The organism is Streptomyces sp. DSM 118878, assembly GCF_052936595.1.
The window spans coordinates 1,038,036-1,054,873 of sequence record NZ_CP193622.1; the positions used below are offsets into that span (position 1 = coordinate 1,038,036).

Genomic DNA, 16,838 nt, shown 5'->3' on the forward strand with positions numbered 1-16,838 from the left:
CGCTTCGGTTCGACCACGAAGCGACGACGCGTTCAACAGAAGTGAGACGAACGCCCCGCCGCTAGCGGAGCGTCCTCGTCACTGCGGCACAAGCCGCACACGAAGCAGCAGACATGTCACCGATGCTACCGGAGCCGACAACCGAGTGATCCGTCCTGTCTCCCGACAGCCCTGCCCGTCAGTCAGCTCTGGCCGGTGCTAAGGGCTGTCGGACCAGGCCTCATGCACCCCAGACCTCGCGCGCAGCACCCCAGACCTCGTGCACCCCAGGCCTCGTGCGCCTGAACTCCCACCGCCAGGTGCACAACAGGCTGCGTGCCGGAACTCCGCCAAGAAGAGCTGGGCTCCGCAAGCCGAGCCGGTCCCGACCGGGCAGTACCGGCCTCAACAGGACAGGGATGCCCGCTGCCCGGCCCTGCTGACTGTCGGCCACGCACCGGGCGCGCACTGCAACGTAGGCGCAACCTCCGCGCCCTTAGCCTCCCAGCGCGAGCTGCCCGACAGCGGGCGGCGTTCCTCGGGAGGCAAGTCAAGATGACCCGTTACGCAGCGCCCGGTACCGACGGTGCGATCGTCTCCTACCAGTCCCGCTATGACCACTTCATCGGCGGCGAGTACGTGGTGCCCGCGCGCGGCCAGTACTTCGAGAACCCGAGTCCGGTCAACGGGCAGCCGTTCACCGAGATCGCCCGGGGTACCGCCGAGGACGTCGAGCGTGCTCTCGACGCTGCACACGCGGCGGCGCCGGCCTGGGGGCGGGCCTCCACGACCGAGCGTTCGGACGTCCTGCGCAAGATCGCCGACCGGATGGAGGCCAATCTCGAACAGCTCGCGGTCGCTGAGAGCTGGGAGAACGGCAAGCCGGTCCGCGAAACGCTGGCAGCCGACATTCCGCTCGCGATCGACCACTTCCGCTACTTCGCCGGGGTCATCCGCGCGCAGGAGGGAACGCTGAGCGAGGTCGACGAGGACACCATCGCGTACCACTTCCATGAGCCGCTGGGCGTCGTCGCGCAGATCATCCCGTGGAACTTCCCGATCCTCATGGCGACGTGGAAGCTGGCGCCGGCGCTGGCCGCCGGGAACGTCGTCGTCCTCAAGCCCGCCGAGCAGACACCGGCTTCCATCCACTACTGGATGAGTCTGGTCGCCGATCTGCTGCCGCCGGGGGTCATCAACATCGTCAACGGGTTCGGGGTCGAGGCGGGCAAGCCGCTGGCCTCCAGTCCGCGCGTCGCCAAGGTCGCGTTCACCGGGGAGACGACCACGGGGCGGTTGATCATGCAGTACGCCTCGGAGAACATCAAGCCCGTCACGTTGGAGTTGGGCGGCAAGTCGCCGAACATCTTCTTCGACGACGTGTGGGCGGCGAACGACGACTTCAGGGACAAGGCGCTCGAGGGCTTCACGATGTTCGCCCTGAACCAGGGCGAGGTCTGCACGTGTCCCTCGCGGGCGCTCGTGCAGCGCGGGCAGTACAGCGAGTTCATGGAGGCGGCGGTCGCCAGGACCGAGCAGATCAAGGCCGGGCACCCGCTCGACACGGACACGATGATCGGCGCGCAGGCGTCCAACGACCAGTTGGAGAAGATCCTCTCCTACCTGGACATCGGCCAGCAGGAGGGCGCCAAGGTCCTCACGGGCGGGCAGCGGATCGAGTACGACGGCGAGTTGGCGGGCGGCTACTACGTGCAGCCCACCATCTTCGAGGGCGACAACCGCATGCGGATCTTCCAGGAGGAGATCTTCGGTCCCGTCGTCTCGGTCACGTCGTTCAACGACTTCGACGACGCCATCAAGATCGCAAACGACACGCTCTACGGCCTGGGCGCAGGGGTGTGGACGCGCGACATGAATACCGCGTACCGAGCGGGCCGGGCGATCCAGGCGGGCCGCGTCTGGACGAACTGCTACCACGCGTATCCCGCGCACGCGGCGTTCGGCGGATACAAGCAGTCCGGGATCGGACGCGAAACACACAAGATGATGCTGGAGCACTACCAGCAGACCAAGAACCTTCTGGTCTCATACTCGCCGAAGAAGCTCGGCTTCTTCTAGACACGGGAGAAGGGCGCCTGACCAGGGACGACACCCCTCAGGCGCCCTTCGAGGCCCGCAGTTGGGCAGCGAGCCAAAATGCGCCCCTACTCCCGATATCTCCCACAGGTATCCCACCTCTGACCAGCTCTTCCGGGGCATGTCCGGGCCAAGGCCCCGCTAAGACGCCCTCCTCGTCATCCGCTGGCGCCTCCCATCGGCGCATCGACTCCTCGATCAAGCTATTGGCGTGGTTCCGTGCCTCGGCCAGGAACTTGGCGTAGTAGCGGAAGAGGACCTGGATGCTCTGTCCGGCCCTGCGCGCCCACTCCGCAGACGGATCACCGCTGCTGGGGACACGACGGACGTGCCGAGCGCACCCACGAACGCGCTGCTGGCGACGGCCTCCGTGCGGATGCGCGAGGTAAGGCGGCAAGCCTGCCTACGGGCGCTCCGACGCGTCACGCCAGTAGGTTGCGAGCATCTCGCCCGGCCATGCCGGCTGCCGGACGGCTCCTCGGGGCCCCATCTCCTGAAAGTACGGGGCCAGGTCCACGACCGGCGTCCCGTCGACCGCGTCGAGATCCGTCACCAGAAGGTCGCGGCCATCCACGCTGAGCAGCTTCGGGTAGCTGACGGCCAACTGGTTGGGACGCCGGTGATTCCGATGAACGAAGGTTCCGGTCGCCGGCCACCGCGGGTTGCCTCGGGGGTTGCGGGCGTGGAGTTGCACGTCCTCACCTTGTGCCAGGTGAAAGCGCCACGTCACGGTCAAATGGGAGAACTCCTCGATGCCCTGCAGCGTTTCGAGAGGGTACGCGTCGTTGAGCCGGATGACCGATTCGACCCCGCCCTGGTAGTCATCCTGGACGCGGGTGTGGCCCCCGATCACCGTTGCAATCGACTCAACCTCGTACGTCGCCATCGGCGCTCGTTCCTCTCCCGTGGAATCGCATGTTCAGCAGCCGTCGGCCGCAGCCGCTGCCCTGCCCTGCCCTGTGGTCAGCCTATGGCGCGCAGCATTTCCCGGGCCCGGCGGTCCAATTCGGCGACGTGGCGAACCCCGCGTTGCCGGACAGGCGACAGGTCGCTCTGCATGCGGACGATGACGTCGCGGGCGCGTCCGGACTGAACGCCGGCCATGGCGTCGAGAGCTTGTCCCCAGGTGCCGCATGCTTCATCGAGATGTCCCTGCTGGACCTGGACGGCGCCCAGGTGGCCGAGGGTCACGCTGTGAGTGCGGGCGTATTGCTGCCGACGGCGGGTGGCGACGCTGCGCTGGAAGTGCAGTTCTGCGTCGAGGGGGTTGCCCAGGTCTCGCAAAGCGCAGGCGGTCTCGTGGGCGAGGGAGGCTTCCTGGAAGAAACTCGATTAGGGGCATCCTCGTTGTCGGCGCGCTCAAGGTCCCGCTCCGCGCGGCTGATGGCAGCGAGGGTGCCGGGGCGGTCACCGTCGGCGGCCAGGGCTCGGGCGTGAACGATCGCGAGCAGGGCCTTCTCGCGCGCGCTGGCCTGTCCGTAGCGGGTGCGGGCCATGGAGGCGTCGGCCAGGTCGAGCGCCCTGTGTGGGTGCCCGAGGTCGACTGCTTGGTGCGCGAGGGCGCGCAGGATGTGGCCGCCCAGCGGTCCGTCTGCGGCTTCGGCCGCGATGCGTGCGGCGAGGGTGAGATAGCGCTGAACGGTGCGGTGTTCGGAAGCGTCGAACCCCATCCAGCCTGCGAGGTAGGTCATTTCCGCCACAGCCGAGTATGCGTCGCGGCGGAGCCGTTCCGTTCGAAACCTGCTGCTCAGGAGCGGCACTGCTTCGTCGCGAAGATGACCGGCCAGGGCCGAGCGCCCCGAGGCTCCACCGCGCTGCTGGTCTCGCGCGAAGTAGAAGGCTGTCAGTTTGCGGACATCGTCGATGTCAGCCTGAGTGACCAGCCGGGACGATACTGCTGGGCGCGATGCCGCCGTGGCTGGGGCGGCTGCCCACCAAGGAGCGGTGGGCAGGGCCAGCCCGGCGGCCGAGTATGCGGTGGTCGCCAGCAACTTGCGTCGGTGCATGTCGAGATCGTCGCTTCCCAGCTCGGCCAACACGGTCAGAGGGTCGACGCTCCAGTCAGAAACACCATTCGGGACCCAACTAGTAGTCGGTGCAACTGGGGTTGCACTGTGCCCGTTGCGCGCGCCGGAGTCCCTGGACCAGCGCAGGGCGACCGTCGGGCTGCCCCCGATCACCATCGCCCTGGAGACGGTGCGTCGCCGGTTCGCCCCGGCTCGCCAGGCTGACGACTCCCCGACCACCGTGTTCGCGGGGGCCGCATGACGCAGCGGGCCCCGCCCACCTCTCACCGATCCAACGCCCGGCCACCTACCCCTTTAGCTGAAAGGACCGCTGCCGTATGAAGCTCACCACCGCTGTTCTCGCCGCCGGCGCCGCCATCTCGCTCACCACCGCCGGACTCGCAGCAGCCCGTCTCCGGCAGGAGGCACGGCACCAGGCGGAGCGGAACGAGGCGGAGCGGAACGAGGCGGCCGTCGCGCGCAACCAGTTCGAATGGCTCGCACGGGTGTCCACTGACCTCGATCTCGCCAAGCTGTGGGCTCCCGAGGACGTGGAAGTCCAGGAGTACCTGCAGTTGCTGAAGGCCAACCAGCTCATCTGCATCATCGACCTGCGCGACAGGCTGGGTTTCGTGCGGGAGGGGCAACTCCCCTTCTACGCCGAGACGATTATGGGCAGCGACGTCTGCCGCCGTTACTGGCACCGCTTCGGCGGCTTCCGCGCCCAGGAGGCCGAGGGCGATAAGCGCGCCGAGCACTTCACCAGGGCGCTGGACCAGGCAGCGAAGAACCACCCGCAAGCGCAGCCCGCAGCGGTCTGACGGGAAAGGGCTGAGCCGATGATGCCCGCGATAGCCAGCCGGCTCCCCCTGGTCCGCCGTACCAAGGCGCCCGCGCTCCCGCTTCTCGAGCGCATCAACCACCTCACCGGGCTGACCGTCGCGCCCGCAGGTGCGAGCCACCACGACTCGGCGGCCCGCACCTGTGGGGTCCTCAACTATGCCGCGCTGATCGCCTCCGACGTCGGCCTGCCCAGCCTGGCCGAGGCCCTGTGCTGGCGCCAGCACCAAGTCTTCGCCGAGGCCGGGCGCCTGAGCGGACCGATCGCCGTGATGTCCCTCATGCCGCTGGTCAACCTCTCCCGACTGCTGACCCGAGCAGGCCAGGGCGAGTTGGCGTACAGCGTGTTGCTCTGCCTCACCGACGCTGCCCGGCACCGCAACAAGACCGACATCGACGGCCGCACCATCGACCTGTCCGCCCTCATCGGCACGGATGAGGATCACCGCACGGTGTGCCAGGAGCTGTACGTCATCCTGCTCGTGGACGGAGCCCGAGCCCTCGCCCGCCTCGGCCGCTGGACCGAAGCGGCCGAGGCCATGGCCCAGCACCGCGGCATCGGCAACCGCCTCCTCGACGGCCGCCAGATCAAGATCATGGCCCTGATGGAGCAGGGGCTGCACGACCAGGTCCGCGACTTGATCGACGCCACGCAGCCCACGGAGTCATGGGAGAGCGCCATCGCCGAGCTTCTGCGCGCCCACTGCCACCCCGGCCATCCACCGCTTGCGCAGACCGATCTCGACCGGGCCCAGCGCGCGGCCCGCGCACTCCTTGCCGATGCCGATCCGTCCACCGCCGTGTTCCAGACCCGGGCGGGTCTGGCCGCCTTGGACCTCGGCGCCCACGGGCCGTATACGGACACGCTCTGCGAGACTCTGACCGACGTGGCCCGTCTTGACGCCTATGCCGCGCGTGAAGTGCTGGACCATCTGCCCACTCGGGCTGCGCTCAGCGCTGATCGGGCGTCTGCCCTCAGCTCGGTGATCAGGGCCGCGGGTCTCGGTGCCGGCGCGCTGCCCGCGGACCACCAGCGGTCCCTGACCGAGGCCGTCGCCCTCGGCGAAGACTGGCTGAGACGCCTTCTGCGGGTCGACAAGGCGGCAGCAGGCAATCCCCCGAAGGAGGTAGCGCAACCCACATGAGTGATCGAACACAGCATCACGGAGCCCCGCACACGACCACTCAAGGCCAGGAACCGCCATACGAACTGACGTTCTAGATTTCGCCCGCCTGCACCCGTTACGGCGATACGGAAGCGCCCGTTACCCGCTCACCAGTCCGCATCCCGCCCCAAGGAGCCCTCATGAATCCGGTATGCCGCCCTGCGCTCGTTCATCCCGCGTTCGAAAACGGCACAGCTCCCTCGGGCACCGCCCTGCACTCCGCGTCGAACCGCAACGCCCCTTCCGCCCGTGGGTCGCGACCGGATACGAGGTGCCTGGCATGACGCACGCACCTACCCCTCCGCGGCCGAACCGAGAACTGAGAGCCGCCCTGCTCAAGAGTTATGGCCGCCCGGCCGGGACGGAGCAACGGGCAGTAGCAGCGTCCGCCGCATCTGACGACGCGAGCACGCTCACCCACGGTCCCCGGCACGGCGACGCGCTCGTGATCGCGCCGGTCCGGCGCACCGTCGCAAGCCTGTCGCAGGAGGGCCGTCTGTGAACAAGGCGCCTCACCTGCTGATCGCCGACGTCGCCCAGGTCCTGCTGCGGCCCAACGGTGCCGCCCTGTGCGTGCGCCGCAAACCTGACGCCGACCTCGCGCCGGGTCAACTCACCGTTGTGGGCGGCCATCTGGAGGCCGGAGAGCCGCTCGATCACGCCGCGCGGCGCGAGGTCAAGGAGGAAGTGGGGGTCCTCGTCAGCGCTGACCGGCAGGAGTTCTGCGGCCTGATCCACCACCACGATCCCGACCGTGGCCTGGACCGGATCACCGCCGTGTTCGTGGCCCAGTCCTGGAGCGGCGAGCCGTACAACGCCGAGCCGGACAAGCACGAAGGGCTCTTCTGGGTGTCCATCGAAAGACCGTCGCCGGACTGCCACCTCTACACCGCCACGATCTTCCACATGCTCACCCACGGCCCGTCCTACCGGGCCACCAACTGGCCTGCGGGAGGCGCCCGGTGAAGAGGTTCTTCGGCCCGGTCACCATGGCCGACCCGCAGGTCTCCGCCGCCGAACAGGAGCTGTTCGGCGGCCCCCTGCGCTACGACATGGGCTGGTCCCAGCACGAGCACGCGGCCTTGGACCTGACCATGCTGTCGGCGCTGCGCTCCATGCCCGCGCTCGTCGGCTCCACGTTACGCATGGCGTGGCAGGCCAACCGGCGTGCCCTGCTTTCGGTCGGGGTCAGCGAGATCGGCCAGGGCATCGCCGCTGCCGCCGGCCTGCTCGCCGTCAACGCTGTCATGCACGCTCTGCCGGCCGGCAGCGGCAGCGCTCCAGAGCGGCTGCACTCTCTGCTGCCCGGTCTCCTGGCCGCCGCCGTCATCGGTGTCGTCAACTCCGCCCTGGCCGCCTGGTCCACCTCCCGCGCCGGGCGGCTGGAGCCCAAGGTGGAGCGGATCGCCACCACCCAGTACCTGGCCGCCGCGGCCAGAGTCGAGTTGGAAGCCATCGACGACCCCGACTTCCGGCGCCTGGTGGATGTCGCCCAGCAGGGCCCCGCTTCCGCTCGCCGCATGATCGGCTCCTGCGTCGCCGCGCTGAACGGTCTCATCTCCCTGATCACCACCGCCGGTGTCCTCGCCGTACTGCACCCCGCGCTGCTGCCCATGCTGATCCTCATCGCTGCCCCACGCGGCTGGGGCGCCATGCGCGTGGCCCAGGAGCGGTACGTGTCGGTGATGAGCTGGATCGAGCACGTACGGGCCAGCCGCCTGATCGGCAACCTGCTCACCGAACGCACCGCCGCGCAGGAGGTCCGCCTCCACGCCGTCGGCCCCTTCCTCCTCAGCCGCTACGAGCGCATGGCCGAGAGCGCCGAAGCCGAGCAAGAACGCCTCGCCTCCAGCAAAGCCCTCACCGAATGGGTGGCCTCCGCACTGTCGGGCCTGGCGATGGCCGCGACCTACGGAGCCATGTTCTGGCTGATCATGGCCGGGCACATGAGTCTCGCCGTCGCCGGGACCGCCGTCATCGCCGTACGCACCGGCTCGGCGAGCCTGGGCGCACTGGTCATGAACATCAACCAGCTCCACGAGGAGAGCCTCTATGTCCGCGACCACGGCCGCTTCCTCGCCGAGGCTGACCGGCGGACGCTGCCCGTCGGCGGGGCGTCCGTACCCGAACGCGTCAAGAAGATCGTCCTGGACCAGGTCACCTACCGCTACCCCGACCGGGACGCGCCTGCCCTGGACGGAGTGTCCCTGACCCTGCCGATGGGATCGGTCACCGCGGTGGTGGGTGAGAACGGTTCCGGCAAGAGCACCCTGATGAAGGTCCTTTCCGGCATGCTGCTGCCCGAGAGCGGCACGCTGCGCTGGGGCGAGGCGGACCTCACCGGCCTCGACCGCACCCAGGTCTTCCAGCGCGTCTCGCTGCTCACCCAGGACTTCCAGCGCTGGCCCGTGACCGCCGCGATGAACATCCAACTCGGCCGCCCCGACCATCCCGCGACGGATGAGGACCTCACGGCTTCGGTCGATTACGCCGTCGCCGGCCCCGTCATCGCCAAGCTCCCCGACGGTCTGCGCAGTCTGCTGGCCCGCATGTTCCGCGGCGCCATCGAACTGTCCGGCGGCGAATGGCAGAAGCTCGGCCTGTCCCGCACCCACTGGCGCAGCTCAACATCACCGGCGGACGGCGTCCTCATCGTCGACGAGCCGACCTCCGCCCTCGACCCCGAAGCCGAGATCGAAGCCTTCAACCGCATCCGCCGCCTCGCCGCCCCGAACCGGGCCGTCGTCCTGGTCACCCACCGCATGTCCGGCGTCCGCCACGCCGACCACATCTACGTCCTCAACAACGGCCACCTCGCCGAGCACGGCACCCACCACGAACTCATCGCCGCCCGCGGCCGGTACGCCGCCATGTTCGAGGCCCAAGCCGCGCAGTACGCCCCGGCCGCGATCATCCCGAACCCTGCTGCACCCACCGCCTCGGAAGGCAGAGATACGTGACCTCTCCCATCCCCCCTTCGGAACACGTCTCCCCGGGTGCCACTCTGCCGACAGCGCAGTACGCCGCATCCCGGCACGCGGTGTGGCTCGGCGCCGCCGCGATCATCACCGACGAGGTCGGCCGGGTCCTGCTCGTGCACCCCACCTACCGCGAGGACGGCTCATGGCTGCTGCCCGGAGGCGTCGTCGAACCCGGCGAACACCCGCACATCACCTGCAGGCGCGAGATCACCGAAGAACTGGGCCTGGATCTGCCCCTGTCGGCCGTACTCGCCGTCCACTCCTTCTCCGCGCACCACCCTGACCTTCAGCCCGACAGTCACTGCCCCGGAGAGGTCCGGTTCGTCTTCGACGGGGGAACCCTCACCCCCGACCAGGCGGAGGCGATCCGCCTGCCGCACCAGGAGCTGTCCGAGTACGCCTTCCTGGAGACCCGGGACGCGGTGCAGCGGCTACGCCCCGTGGACGGGCAGATCATGCTCGCCGCCTACCGGGCCCGACTCGGCAACACCGCCACCGCTCACCTGGCCGACGGCCGGTACATCCTCGACGTCCCGGCGCTGGACCGCCATGACGTCCACGTCCGCTACCGGCCTCTGTGGAACAGCCCTCTCCACCGCGGCCCCGTCCCCGAGCACCTGCCCGTGCAGCAAGCCTGGCGTGGTGCTTCGTCCCCGACGGCCGGGTCGTCCTGATGGCCGATCCCGGCCCGCGGGGCGCGCTGCCGATGCTGCCCGGCGGCACCGTAGAGAGCACCGACGCGACGCCCGAGGACACTCTGCACCGCGAGGCCGCCGAGGAAGCCCAGCTCACCCTGGCCGATCCGGCGCGACTGGGCTGGGTACTTGATGAGACCGGCGAGGTCTACGGCGGCGTGGGGCCCAACACCCGGCTCCGTCTGGCCGCCCGGGTCACCGCCATCGGACCGGCGGCCGTGGACCCTGCCACCGGCCGCCCCTTCGCCCGCCTGCTCGCCACCCCCGCCCAGGCAGCCGCCCTGCTGGGCTGGGGCCCGCCCGGCGCGCGGCAAGCCCAGCTCGCAGCGGAGACGGCACGCGAGCGGTGGGGCTTGCAAACCGCTCGCGCCGCCGCCATCGAGGAGATCCCTGAAGAGGGAATGCGGCTGACCTGACCTGCACGCCCACCCGGCTCGATCCGTCCCGCTCCACGCCCCTCCGAGGTAGCCCCATGCCGTTGTCGCACGACCACATCCGCACCACCGTTGCCGCCTACCTCGCTCGCCACCCTCACGAGGGCGAGCAGCTCGACGGCCTCCTTCACGCCCTCGACCGTCCCACCGACATCGCCGGCCGCTCCACCTTCACCGGGCACGTCACCTGCGGCGCAATCGTCATTGACCCGCTCGGCCGCGTCCTGCACGTGCTGCACCTGGCCAGCGGGAAAGTCCTCGCCCCCGGCGGACACGCCGAGCCCTCTGATGAGTCCCTGGCAGCAGCGGCCCTGCGCGAGCTGCACGAGGAGACCGGGATCCCGCCCCAGGCCGTCACGCCGTGGCCCGGCTACGAGACGGTGCCATTCGACATCGACACCCACGACATCGACGCCCGCCCAAGCAAAGGCGAACCCGACCACCAGCACTTCGACCTCCGGTTCCTCTTCCGCCTGCACACCGCGGACGAGACGCTGGTGGTGCTTCAGGAAGAAGAGGTCGGCGGCATCGAGTGGCGGCCCATGGACCGGGTGACCTCTTCTTCGCTGCGCGAGAAGCTGCTCATGCTCCCGCCGGAGAGCGACTACGAGAGGGCCAATGCCTCCGCCCTGATCTACAACGACCGCGGCGAGTACCTGCTCCACCTGCGCGACTACTTCCCCGGCCAGATCTGGGAGCCGGGCATGTGGTCACTGCTGGGCGGCGGCCGAGAGCCCCAGGACGCAACCCTGGAACACACCGTGCGGCGCGAACTGACCGAGGAAGCCGGCCTCGACATCGCCGACCTGACCCCGTTCGGCACCGAGTACGCCTCCGACGACGCCGGTGCGACCGTGCCCATCGCCATTTACACCGGCCGCTGGAACGGCGATCCCCGTGACCTCCACCTGACGGAAGGGGTGATGCTGGCCTGGTTCACCCCCGACAACCTCCACCGCCTCCGTATCGCCGACACCACCAGCGACCTCGTACGGCGCCACGCTGCCAGCCACCCGACGACACAGAGCGGACCCGAACCCGAGGAGGAAAGTCCGGCTTCACCCCACGGCACGGTCCCCAACATCATCGGCGTCCACCTCTATCTGGAGCGGCCCGACGGGACGGTGCTGCTCGGGCTGCGCCACCCCGACTCCGAGTTCGCGCCGTCCACCTGGCACGTCCTGGCCGGCCACTGCGAACAGGAGAACGCCATCGCCTGCCTGATCAGAGAGGCGGCCGAGGAAGCCGGCCTGCACATCAAGCGCAAGGACGTCGAACTCGTCCACGTCGTCCACCACATCGGCAAGCCCAGGAACCCGCCCCGCTTGGGCCTGTTTTTCCGCGCCCGCGCCTGGAGCGGCGAGCCGGAACTGCGCGAGCCGGACAAGTGCACCCAGTGGAAATTCTGGGACCCCGCCACCCTTCCCGACGCACTCGTTCCCTACACCCGGCTGGTTATCGCGAAGATCCAGAACGGTGAGCTGTACAGCGAGACGGGCTGGCCCGCATGACCGACGCACCCCACCAGGCCGCGTACCCGCTGCGACAGCGGCCGGACGCCCCGACACCCGCCTCGTAGTGATCCGCGGCAACTCGGCGTCGGGCAAGTCGAGCGTGGTCCAGGGCCTGCGAGATCACTACGGCCGCGGTGTCGCGATCGTGAGCCAGGACGTGATCCGGCGAAATGTGCTGCGCGAGCACGACACCACGGGCGGCGCCAACATCGCCCTGCTCGGCAGGATCGCCCGCGAAGCACTGAGGCCGACTGACCACCGACCAGCTCAGCCGGATCCGCCTCGATCCCGCCTCGCACGACATGTGGGCCGTCCACGACCTCGCGACCTGGCAAGAACTGCTGGCGCCACGCGCCTTCGCCTGCCTCGGCCATCGAACTAGCCCGGCGCAGCGAAGGCCCGGCCTACCTCACCACGCGCACCTGACCCAGCACGACCACCCCGGAGGCATCGTGCCCATCGAGACCCCCAACCCCGAGACCTGGACTGCCTACGGCCAGTTTCAGCTCGACCGGTCCTACATGCCGCCCGTACCCGCACAGCTGCGATGGGGCTTCTGGGAGGATGTCGGCCCCGGCGACGAGGTGCTCGGCCCCCTCGCAGGAAAGCGGGTACTGGACATCGGCTCCGGAGCCGGACACTACGCCGTCCACCTCGCCCAGGCCCACGGCGCACTCGTCGATGCGGTCGAACTCTCGCCCACCCAACACCTGCGCGCCACCGGACACTTCGGCGACGTACCAGGCGTCCAGTTCCTGCATGCCGACGTGATCGAGCACCTTCAGAAGGCTCAGCCGTACGACGCGGCGTACGGCATCTGCACACTCGCCGGAATCGACCCGCACATCGCGCTGCCCGCGCTGCGCGCCGGACTGCTCCCCGGCTCCCCTCTCGTCTTCTCCGCGCTGCACACCAACTGGCACGGCCACGGTCCCTCCGCCGCCGTGGTCCCGCGCGCGGAGACGGTCGGCCTCAAGGGCATGGATCCGCTGCCGCTGCAGACCTGGGTGCTGACCGCACAGGTGTGGGAAGACCTCCTGACGGACTATGGATTCACGGTGGAGGCCATCACCCAGCTCCGTGCGCCCGAGCCGGACAACCCCGTGATCTGCCAGCTCATCCAGGCCCGGCGCAGAACTGTCCTATCCATGCAGATCACCAGCCGTCCCCGCACACGGCGCCCGCCCGTCCCGCACGCGGCGATCGGGGTGGGCGCCATCGTCCTCGGCGACCGCGGTCTGCTCCTGGGCCGCCACCAACGCGGCACTCTCGAGCTGCCCGGCGGATCCGTCGAGGCCGGCGAATCCCTGGAACAGACGGTCGTGCGCGAGCTGGCCGAAGAGACCGGCATCTCCGCGCGTCCCGAGAACGTCACCCTCCTGGGCACCCTCGTCGATCACGTCGGCGACGTCGTACGTGTCACCGTGGGCGCCCTCGTCACCGCCTGGCACGGCGAACCCGCCACCCAGCCGGACGAGAGCATCGGCGACTGGGCCTGGTGGCCGCTCGACGAGCTACCCGACGGGTTGTTCGAGTGCAGCGCCCAGATCCTGGCCGCCTGGCGCCCCGACCTTCCCATCGACCACCCCCCGGCGCACTTCACCCTCTATGTCCGCCGTACGACGGCGTCGTCCGACTCGGGAAGCGCAGGTGCATGAAGCCGTCCCCGCTGTAGGTTCCGCGTCGGACTGTCCATTGGCATCGTCCTGACCAGCAGGCACCGCCGATGGGAAAGGGACGGCCCCCGGGGTTCCACATCGATGCCTTCGTCCCGCAGGTCCTGGGTGGGGCCTGCCGGAGGGTTCGACGACGGTGAGCAGGTGGCCGGGGAGGTTGATGCGCAGGCCGCGGATGATGACCGAGCCCGTGTGGCTTGCTCCGATGACGACGAAGCGGGTCATTCAAGAACTCCCCGTTTTTCTTGGGCGGGTGGTGCGGCGCGGGGTGCGCGCCGGTGGTGAGGCGTAGGGCGAGCAGGAGCAGGGTGACGGATGTCGCGGTGGCCAGCGCTCCGGTCCGGGCGGGGCGGTCTGCCCGGCGAGCCGGAGAACCGCCGGCTGGAGGTGAGCAGCCTCGCCTGGATCGCACGTGTCTGCCCGACCCGCCCGAACTGATTAACGGCGGACTCACTCCTTCCGGTAACGGAGACCGTCTCACCGGCACGCCTGTCCCGCGGCATGGTTACGTAGGAGCACTCATTGAGCCAGGCCCGGGATCGACGGGCCGCAGAAGACAGGTGACACACATGCGAGCCGAGGCCGCCAAGCGAGTCGAACTGGTCTTCTCCCTCTTCGACGCCAATGGCAACGGAGTCATCGACTCTAACGACTTCGACCTCATGACGGGCCGTGTTCTGGAGGCGGCGGCCGCATCGGACGACGCCGCCAAGGCCGCTATCCGGGCCGCGTTCCGCCGCTACTGGACGGTGCTGGCCACGGAACTGGACGCCAACGGCGACGGTGTGATCACCGTCGAGGAGTTCCGTCCGTTCGTGCTGGATCCCAAGCGCTTCGGTCCCACGATCGCCGAGTTCGCCGAGGCGCTCGCCGCGCTCGGCGACCCCGACAAGGACGGCCTGATCGAGCGCCCGCTTTTCGAATCGCTGATGACGGCGATCGGCTTCGAGAAGGCGAACATCCACGCGCTCTTCGACGCCTTCGGCCCGGACGCCGAGGACCGCATCACTGTGGCTACGTGGGCCGCCGGCATTGAGGACTACTACGCTCCGGACATGGCTGGGATCCCGGGCGACGAGCTGGTGGCTGCCCGGGCCTGAGGCCGCCCGTGAGCGACTGTCCCGGACGCTGTCGCTCGTGATCATAGAACCCACTCGCCGTCCCGGGCGCGGGCCGCGACCGTTACGACGCGCCCCAGCTCGCGCCTTGGCCCGGGTGCGTCCTACTGGACGGGGCCTGCGGCAGGGCCCCGCCCTCAAATCCTGTGCTCGGGTGGTCGTTCCTGATCCCGGCGAGCCCCCGGCCCGGTACGGGATGCCGGGCCTTGTTCGGACGTCGTCGTGAGCGCTGCGGACGTCATGGCCGGGGTTTGTGTGCGAACACCCACCGGTTTCCCTCCAGCGCGTCGTTCGCCTCAGGGACGGGGCCTCGTCCGTGCCGGTGGGTGAATTCGAAGGGCGTGTGCATCGAGGTGGACCAGCCCTTGGCCGTCAGGTCGCCCGCGGAGTCGGGTCGTGGTCCCGTGTCGAAGAGGTGGAGCAGGTCGATGCCGATCTGTTCTCGCGTCGCCGTGTAGATCGGGCTGTCGCGGTACGCCAGCAGGTCCTTCTCCAGTTTGGCTTCGAAGGCCAGAGCGCTGCCTCCGGTGGTCAGCCTGTCCACCGTGTCGATGAGGTACGTCTCGGCGGGGCCCGGCAGGTAGAAGAGGAGTCCTTCGGCCAGCCAGACGCTCGGCATGGCCGGGTCGAAGCCGGCGGTGGTCAGCGCGGTGACCCAGTTTGCGCGCAGGTCGACCGGTACGGGGACGCGCTTCACCTTCGGGGCGGCCGACAGACCGGTGAGCACCTGCTGCTTGAAGGCCAGCACGCCCGCCCGGTCGATCTCGAAGACCACCAGGTCGGACGGCCAGTCCAGCCGGAAGGCACGCGTGTCCAGCCCGGCGCCCAGCAGGACTACTTGGCGGGCGTTCGTCCGGGCCGACTGGAGGAGGAAGTCGTCGAGGACCCTGGTCCGCAGGCCGAAGTAGCGGGCGAAGCGCCCCCACAGCGGGTTGTCGTCCCCGTCCGGGACCTGCTCGATGCGTACCGGCCAGCGGGTGCATGCCGGGGCGGCGCGTACAAAGTGTTCCGCATAGGCGTCCTGGGCCAGGCTGTCGTGGCGGTGGGTCTCGATCGCCCGTGCCGCGGCGACCAGGAGGGCGGTCAGGCCCACACCTCCGTCCACGCCGTCCAGGTCTGTCTGCTGCGGCGCCGGGCCGGTCATGTGTCCTCCGTTGGCGGGAGTGAGGAGTGCGGGGTGTCTGCTCTTGGGACGGGGTGGGTCTGCGGTGTGGGATGCCGCGTTGGCCGGCTTGTTCGCTCTGGGAGCAGGACGGGTTTGACCACGCGGCCCGCGTCGCAGTCGCGTTCGGCCTCGTTGATGTCGGCCAGCGGGTAGGTGCGGATCAGCTGGTCGAAGGGGAAGCGGCCGGCCCGCCACAGCCCGGCCAGCCGGGGTATCAGCAGCCCGGGTACGGCGTCCCCTTCGCAGATGTGGCGGATGCTGCGGCCTCGGTCGAGGGTGCCCGGTTCGAGCGGCAGCGCGGTGTGGAGGCGTGCCACCAGGCCAAGGCTGCCGGTGGGGCGCAGTGCTTGGAGCGCGTCGTTGATGAGCGGGGCCGAGGCGGTGGTGTCCAGGGCGTACTGTGCGCCACCGTCGGTCAGCCGCCGGATCCGTTCGGACAGGCCGGCCGTGGCGGCGGGCAGTGGGATCGCGCCGAACCGTTCGGCCAGGGCGAGCCGTTTCGGATGCCGGTCGACGGCCACGGTCAGTACGCCGGCGGCGGTGGCCGCCATCACCGCGGCCAGGCCCACGGCTCCGGTGCCGAGGACCGTCAGGGTGTCGCCGGGGCCCGCGCCGAAGGTGTTCAGTACGGCTCCGGCACCGGTGAGGAAGCCGCAGCCGAGGGGCCCGAGCAGTTCGAGCGGCAGTGCGGGGTCGACCCGGACTGCGTTGCGGGCCGGGACGAGCGCGTACTCGGCGAACGAGGACTGGCCGAACCAACGAGGGGCCAGCGCCTTCCCGGTCGAATCGGTGAGCCGCGGCACTTCCTCCTCGCGTCCTCCGAAGAGGTTGAGGGAGGCGAAGGAGTCGCAGTAGGCGGGGGCCGCGCCGAGGCAGTTGTGACAGTGTCCGCAGGAGTCAAAGCTCAGCACGACGTGGTCACCCGCGTTGACCGCGGTGTCAGGGCCACTGCCCGTCCGGACCACGACCCCGGCGCCCTCGTGGCCCAGGACGGCCGGCAGCGGGCTGCGGCCGGCGGATCGCCGGACCGCGAGATCGGTCCGACACATCCCCGCGCCCGCGATCTCGACCAGGATCTCGCCGGCGGCGAGTTCCGTCCGCAGGGTCACCTCCTCGACCGTGAACGGGTCATCGTACGAGCGCAGTACGGCCGCCTGGAACCTCATC

General features: G+C 69.5%; 14 protein-coding genes and 1 pseudogene. 11 read left to right on the forward strand and 4 right to left on the reverse strand.

Annotated features, from left to right (window positions below; genetic code table 11):
* The first annotated feature begins 534 nt into the window (after positions 1–534).
* Positions 535–2,058: an acetaldehyde dehydrogenase ExaC gene (gene exaC / locus ACRAKF_RS04245; protein ID WP_447035451.1), complete on the forward strand. Its 1,524-nt coding sequence runs from the start codon at positions 535–537 to the stop codon at positions 2,056–2,058.
* 421 nt (positions 2,059–2,479) lie between these two features.
* Here exaC and ACRAKF_RS04250 read toward each other — a convergent pair whose 3' ends face one another.
* Both ACRAKF_RS04250 and ACRAKF_RS04255 read right to left on the reverse strand, forming a co-directional pair.
* Positions 2,480–2,962, reverse strand: a complete 483-nt coding sequence (locus tag ACRAKF_RS04250) for an SAM-dependent methyltransferase (RefSeq protein WP_447035452.1) — start codon at positions 2,960–2,962, stop codon at positions 2,480–2,482.
* 77 nt (positions 2,963–3,039) lie between these two features.
* Positions 3,040–4,259, reverse strand: a pseudogene (locus tag ACRAKF_RS04255) (Tat pathway signal protein).
* Between ACRAKF_RS04255 and ACRAKF_RS04260 the strand changes: the two are divergent.
* The 10 genes from ACRAKF_RS04260 (at position 4,198) to ACRAKF_RS04305 (ending at position 14,488) form a co-directional block, all read left to right on the forward strand.
* Entirely contained in the window at positions 4,198–4,344 is a 147-nt protein-coding gene (locus ACRAKF_RS04260; protein WP_447042304.1) for a hypothetical protein, read from the forward strand. The pseudogene ACRAKF_RS04255 and the gene ACRAKF_RS04260 overlap by 62 nt on opposite strands.
* A gap of 76 nt (positions 4,345–4,420) precedes the next feature.
* Complete coding sequence (locus ACRAKF_RS04265; RefSeq protein WP_447035453.1) at positions 4,421–4,903, forward strand: DUF6082 family protein; 483 nt, start codon at positions 4,421–4,423, stop codon at positions 4,901–4,903.
* Positions 4,904–4,921: 18 nt separating this feature from the next.
* Positions 4,922–6,067, forward strand: a complete 1,146-nt coding sequence (locus ACRAKF_RS04270; RefSeq protein WP_447035455.1) for a hypothetical protein — start codon at positions 4,922–4,924, stop codon at positions 6,065–6,067.
* 519 nt (positions 6,068–6,586) lie between these two features.
* A complete protein-coding gene (locus tag ACRAKF_RS04275; protein ID WP_447035456.1) occupies positions 6,587–7,054 on the forward strand; it encodes an NUDIX domain-containing protein in 468 nt (155 codons plus the stop codon).
* The gene (locus tag ACRAKF_RS04280; RefSeq protein ID WP_447035457.1) at positions 7,051–9,048 is read left to right on the forward strand and encodes an ABC transporter ATP-binding protein; all 1,998 of its coding nucleotides are present in this window, start codon (positions 7,051–7,053) and stop codon (positions 9,046–9,048) included. Before ACRAKF_RS04275 ends, ACRAKF_RS04280 begins: the two co-directional genes overlap by 4 nt.
* Entirely contained in the window at positions 9,045–9,743 is a 699-nt protein-coding gene (locus ACRAKF_RS04285; protein ID WP_447035458.1) for an NUDIX domain-containing protein, read from the forward strand. The genes ACRAKF_RS04280 and ACRAKF_RS04285 overlap by 4 nt, the downstream gene beginning before the upstream one ends.
* Positions 9,743–10,180: an NUDIX domain-containing protein gene (locus ACRAKF_RS04290; RefSeq protein ID WP_447035459.1), complete on the forward strand. Its 438-nt coding sequence runs from the start codon at positions 9,743–9,745 to the stop codon at positions 10,178–10,180. The genes ACRAKF_RS04285 and ACRAKF_RS04290 overlap by 1 nt, the downstream gene beginning before the upstream one ends.
* 56 nt (positions 10,181–10,236) lie before the next feature.
* Entirely contained in the window at positions 10,237–11,709 is a 1,473-nt protein-coding gene (locus tag ACRAKF_RS04295) for an NUDIX domain-containing protein (protein ID WP_447035460.1), read from the forward strand.
* A gap of 455 nt (positions 11,710–12,164) precedes the next feature.
* A complete protein-coding gene (locus ACRAKF_RS04300; RefSeq protein ID WP_447035461.1) occupies positions 12,165–13,370 on the forward strand; it encodes a bifunctional class I SAM-dependent methyltransferase/NUDIX hydrolase in 1,206 nt (401 codons plus the stop codon).
* A 587-nt stretch (positions 13,371–13,957) separates the two neighbouring features.
* The gene (locus ACRAKF_RS04305) at positions 13,958–14,488 is read left to right on the forward strand and encodes an EF-hand domain-containing protein (RefSeq protein WP_447035462.1); all 531 of its coding nucleotides are present in this window, start codon (positions 13,958–13,960) and stop codon (positions 14,486–14,488) included.
* A 256-nt stretch (positions 14,489–14,744) separates the two neighbouring features.
* Here the strand turns inward: ACRAKF_RS04305 and ACRAKF_RS04310 are convergent, their stop codons facing one another.
* Together ACRAKF_RS04310 and ACRAKF_RS04315 are read right to left on the reverse strand one after the other, a co-directional pair.
* Positions 14,745–15,650, reverse strand: coding sequence for a class I SAM-dependent methyltransferase (locus ACRAKF_RS04310; protein ID WP_447035463.1), 906 nt, complete (start codon positions 15,648–15,650; stop codon positions 14,745–14,747).
* Positions 15,647–16,837 (reverse strand): NAD(P)-dependent alcohol dehydrogenase, encoded by a 1,191-nt coding sequence (locus tag ACRAKF_RS04315; protein ID WP_447035464.1) that lies wholly within the window; start codon positions 16,835–16,837, stop codon positions 15,647–15,649. The genes ACRAKF_RS04310 and ACRAKF_RS04315 overlap by 4 nt, the downstream gene beginning before the upstream one ends.
* Between the last annotated feature and the right edge of the window lies 1 nt (position 16,838).

Coding starts and splice junctions, on each gene's coding strand:
- ACRAKF_RS04295 (WP_447035460.1), top strand. CDS start 10,237: ATGCCGTTGTCGCACGACCACATCCGCACCACCGTTGCCGCCTACCTC.
- ACRAKF_RS04265 (WP_447035453.1), top strand. CDS start 4,421: ATGAAGCTCACCACCGCTGTTCTCGCCGCCGGCGCCGCCATCTCGCTC.
- ACRAKF_RS04270 (WP_447035455.1), top strand. CDS start 4,922: ATGATGCCCGCGATAGCCAGCCGGCTCCCCCTGGTCCGCCGTACCAAG.
- ACRAKF_RS04305 (WP_447035462.1), top strand. CDS start 13,958: ATGCGAGCCGAGGCCGCCAAGCGAGTCGAACTGGTCTTCTCCCTCTTC.
- ACRAKF_RS04310 (WP_447035463.1), bottom strand. CDS start 15,650: ATGACCGGCCCGGCGCCGCAGCAGACAGACCTGGACGGCGTGGACGGA.
- ACRAKF_RS04250 (WP_447035452.1), bottom strand. CDS start 2,962: ATGGCGACGTACGAGGTTGAGTCGATTGCAACGGTGATCGGGGGCCAC.
- ACRAKF_RS04315 (WP_447035464.1), bottom strand. CDS start 16,837: ATGAGGTTCCAGGCGGCCGTACTGCGCTCGTACGATGACCCGTTCACG.
- ACRAKF_RS04290 (WP_447035459.1), top strand. CDS start 9,743: ATGGCCGATCCCGGCCCGCGGGGCGCGCTGCCGATGCTGCCCGGCGGC.
- exaC (WP_447035451.1), top strand. CDS start 535: ATGACCCGTTACGCAGCGCCCGGTACCGACGGTGCGATCGTCTCCTAC.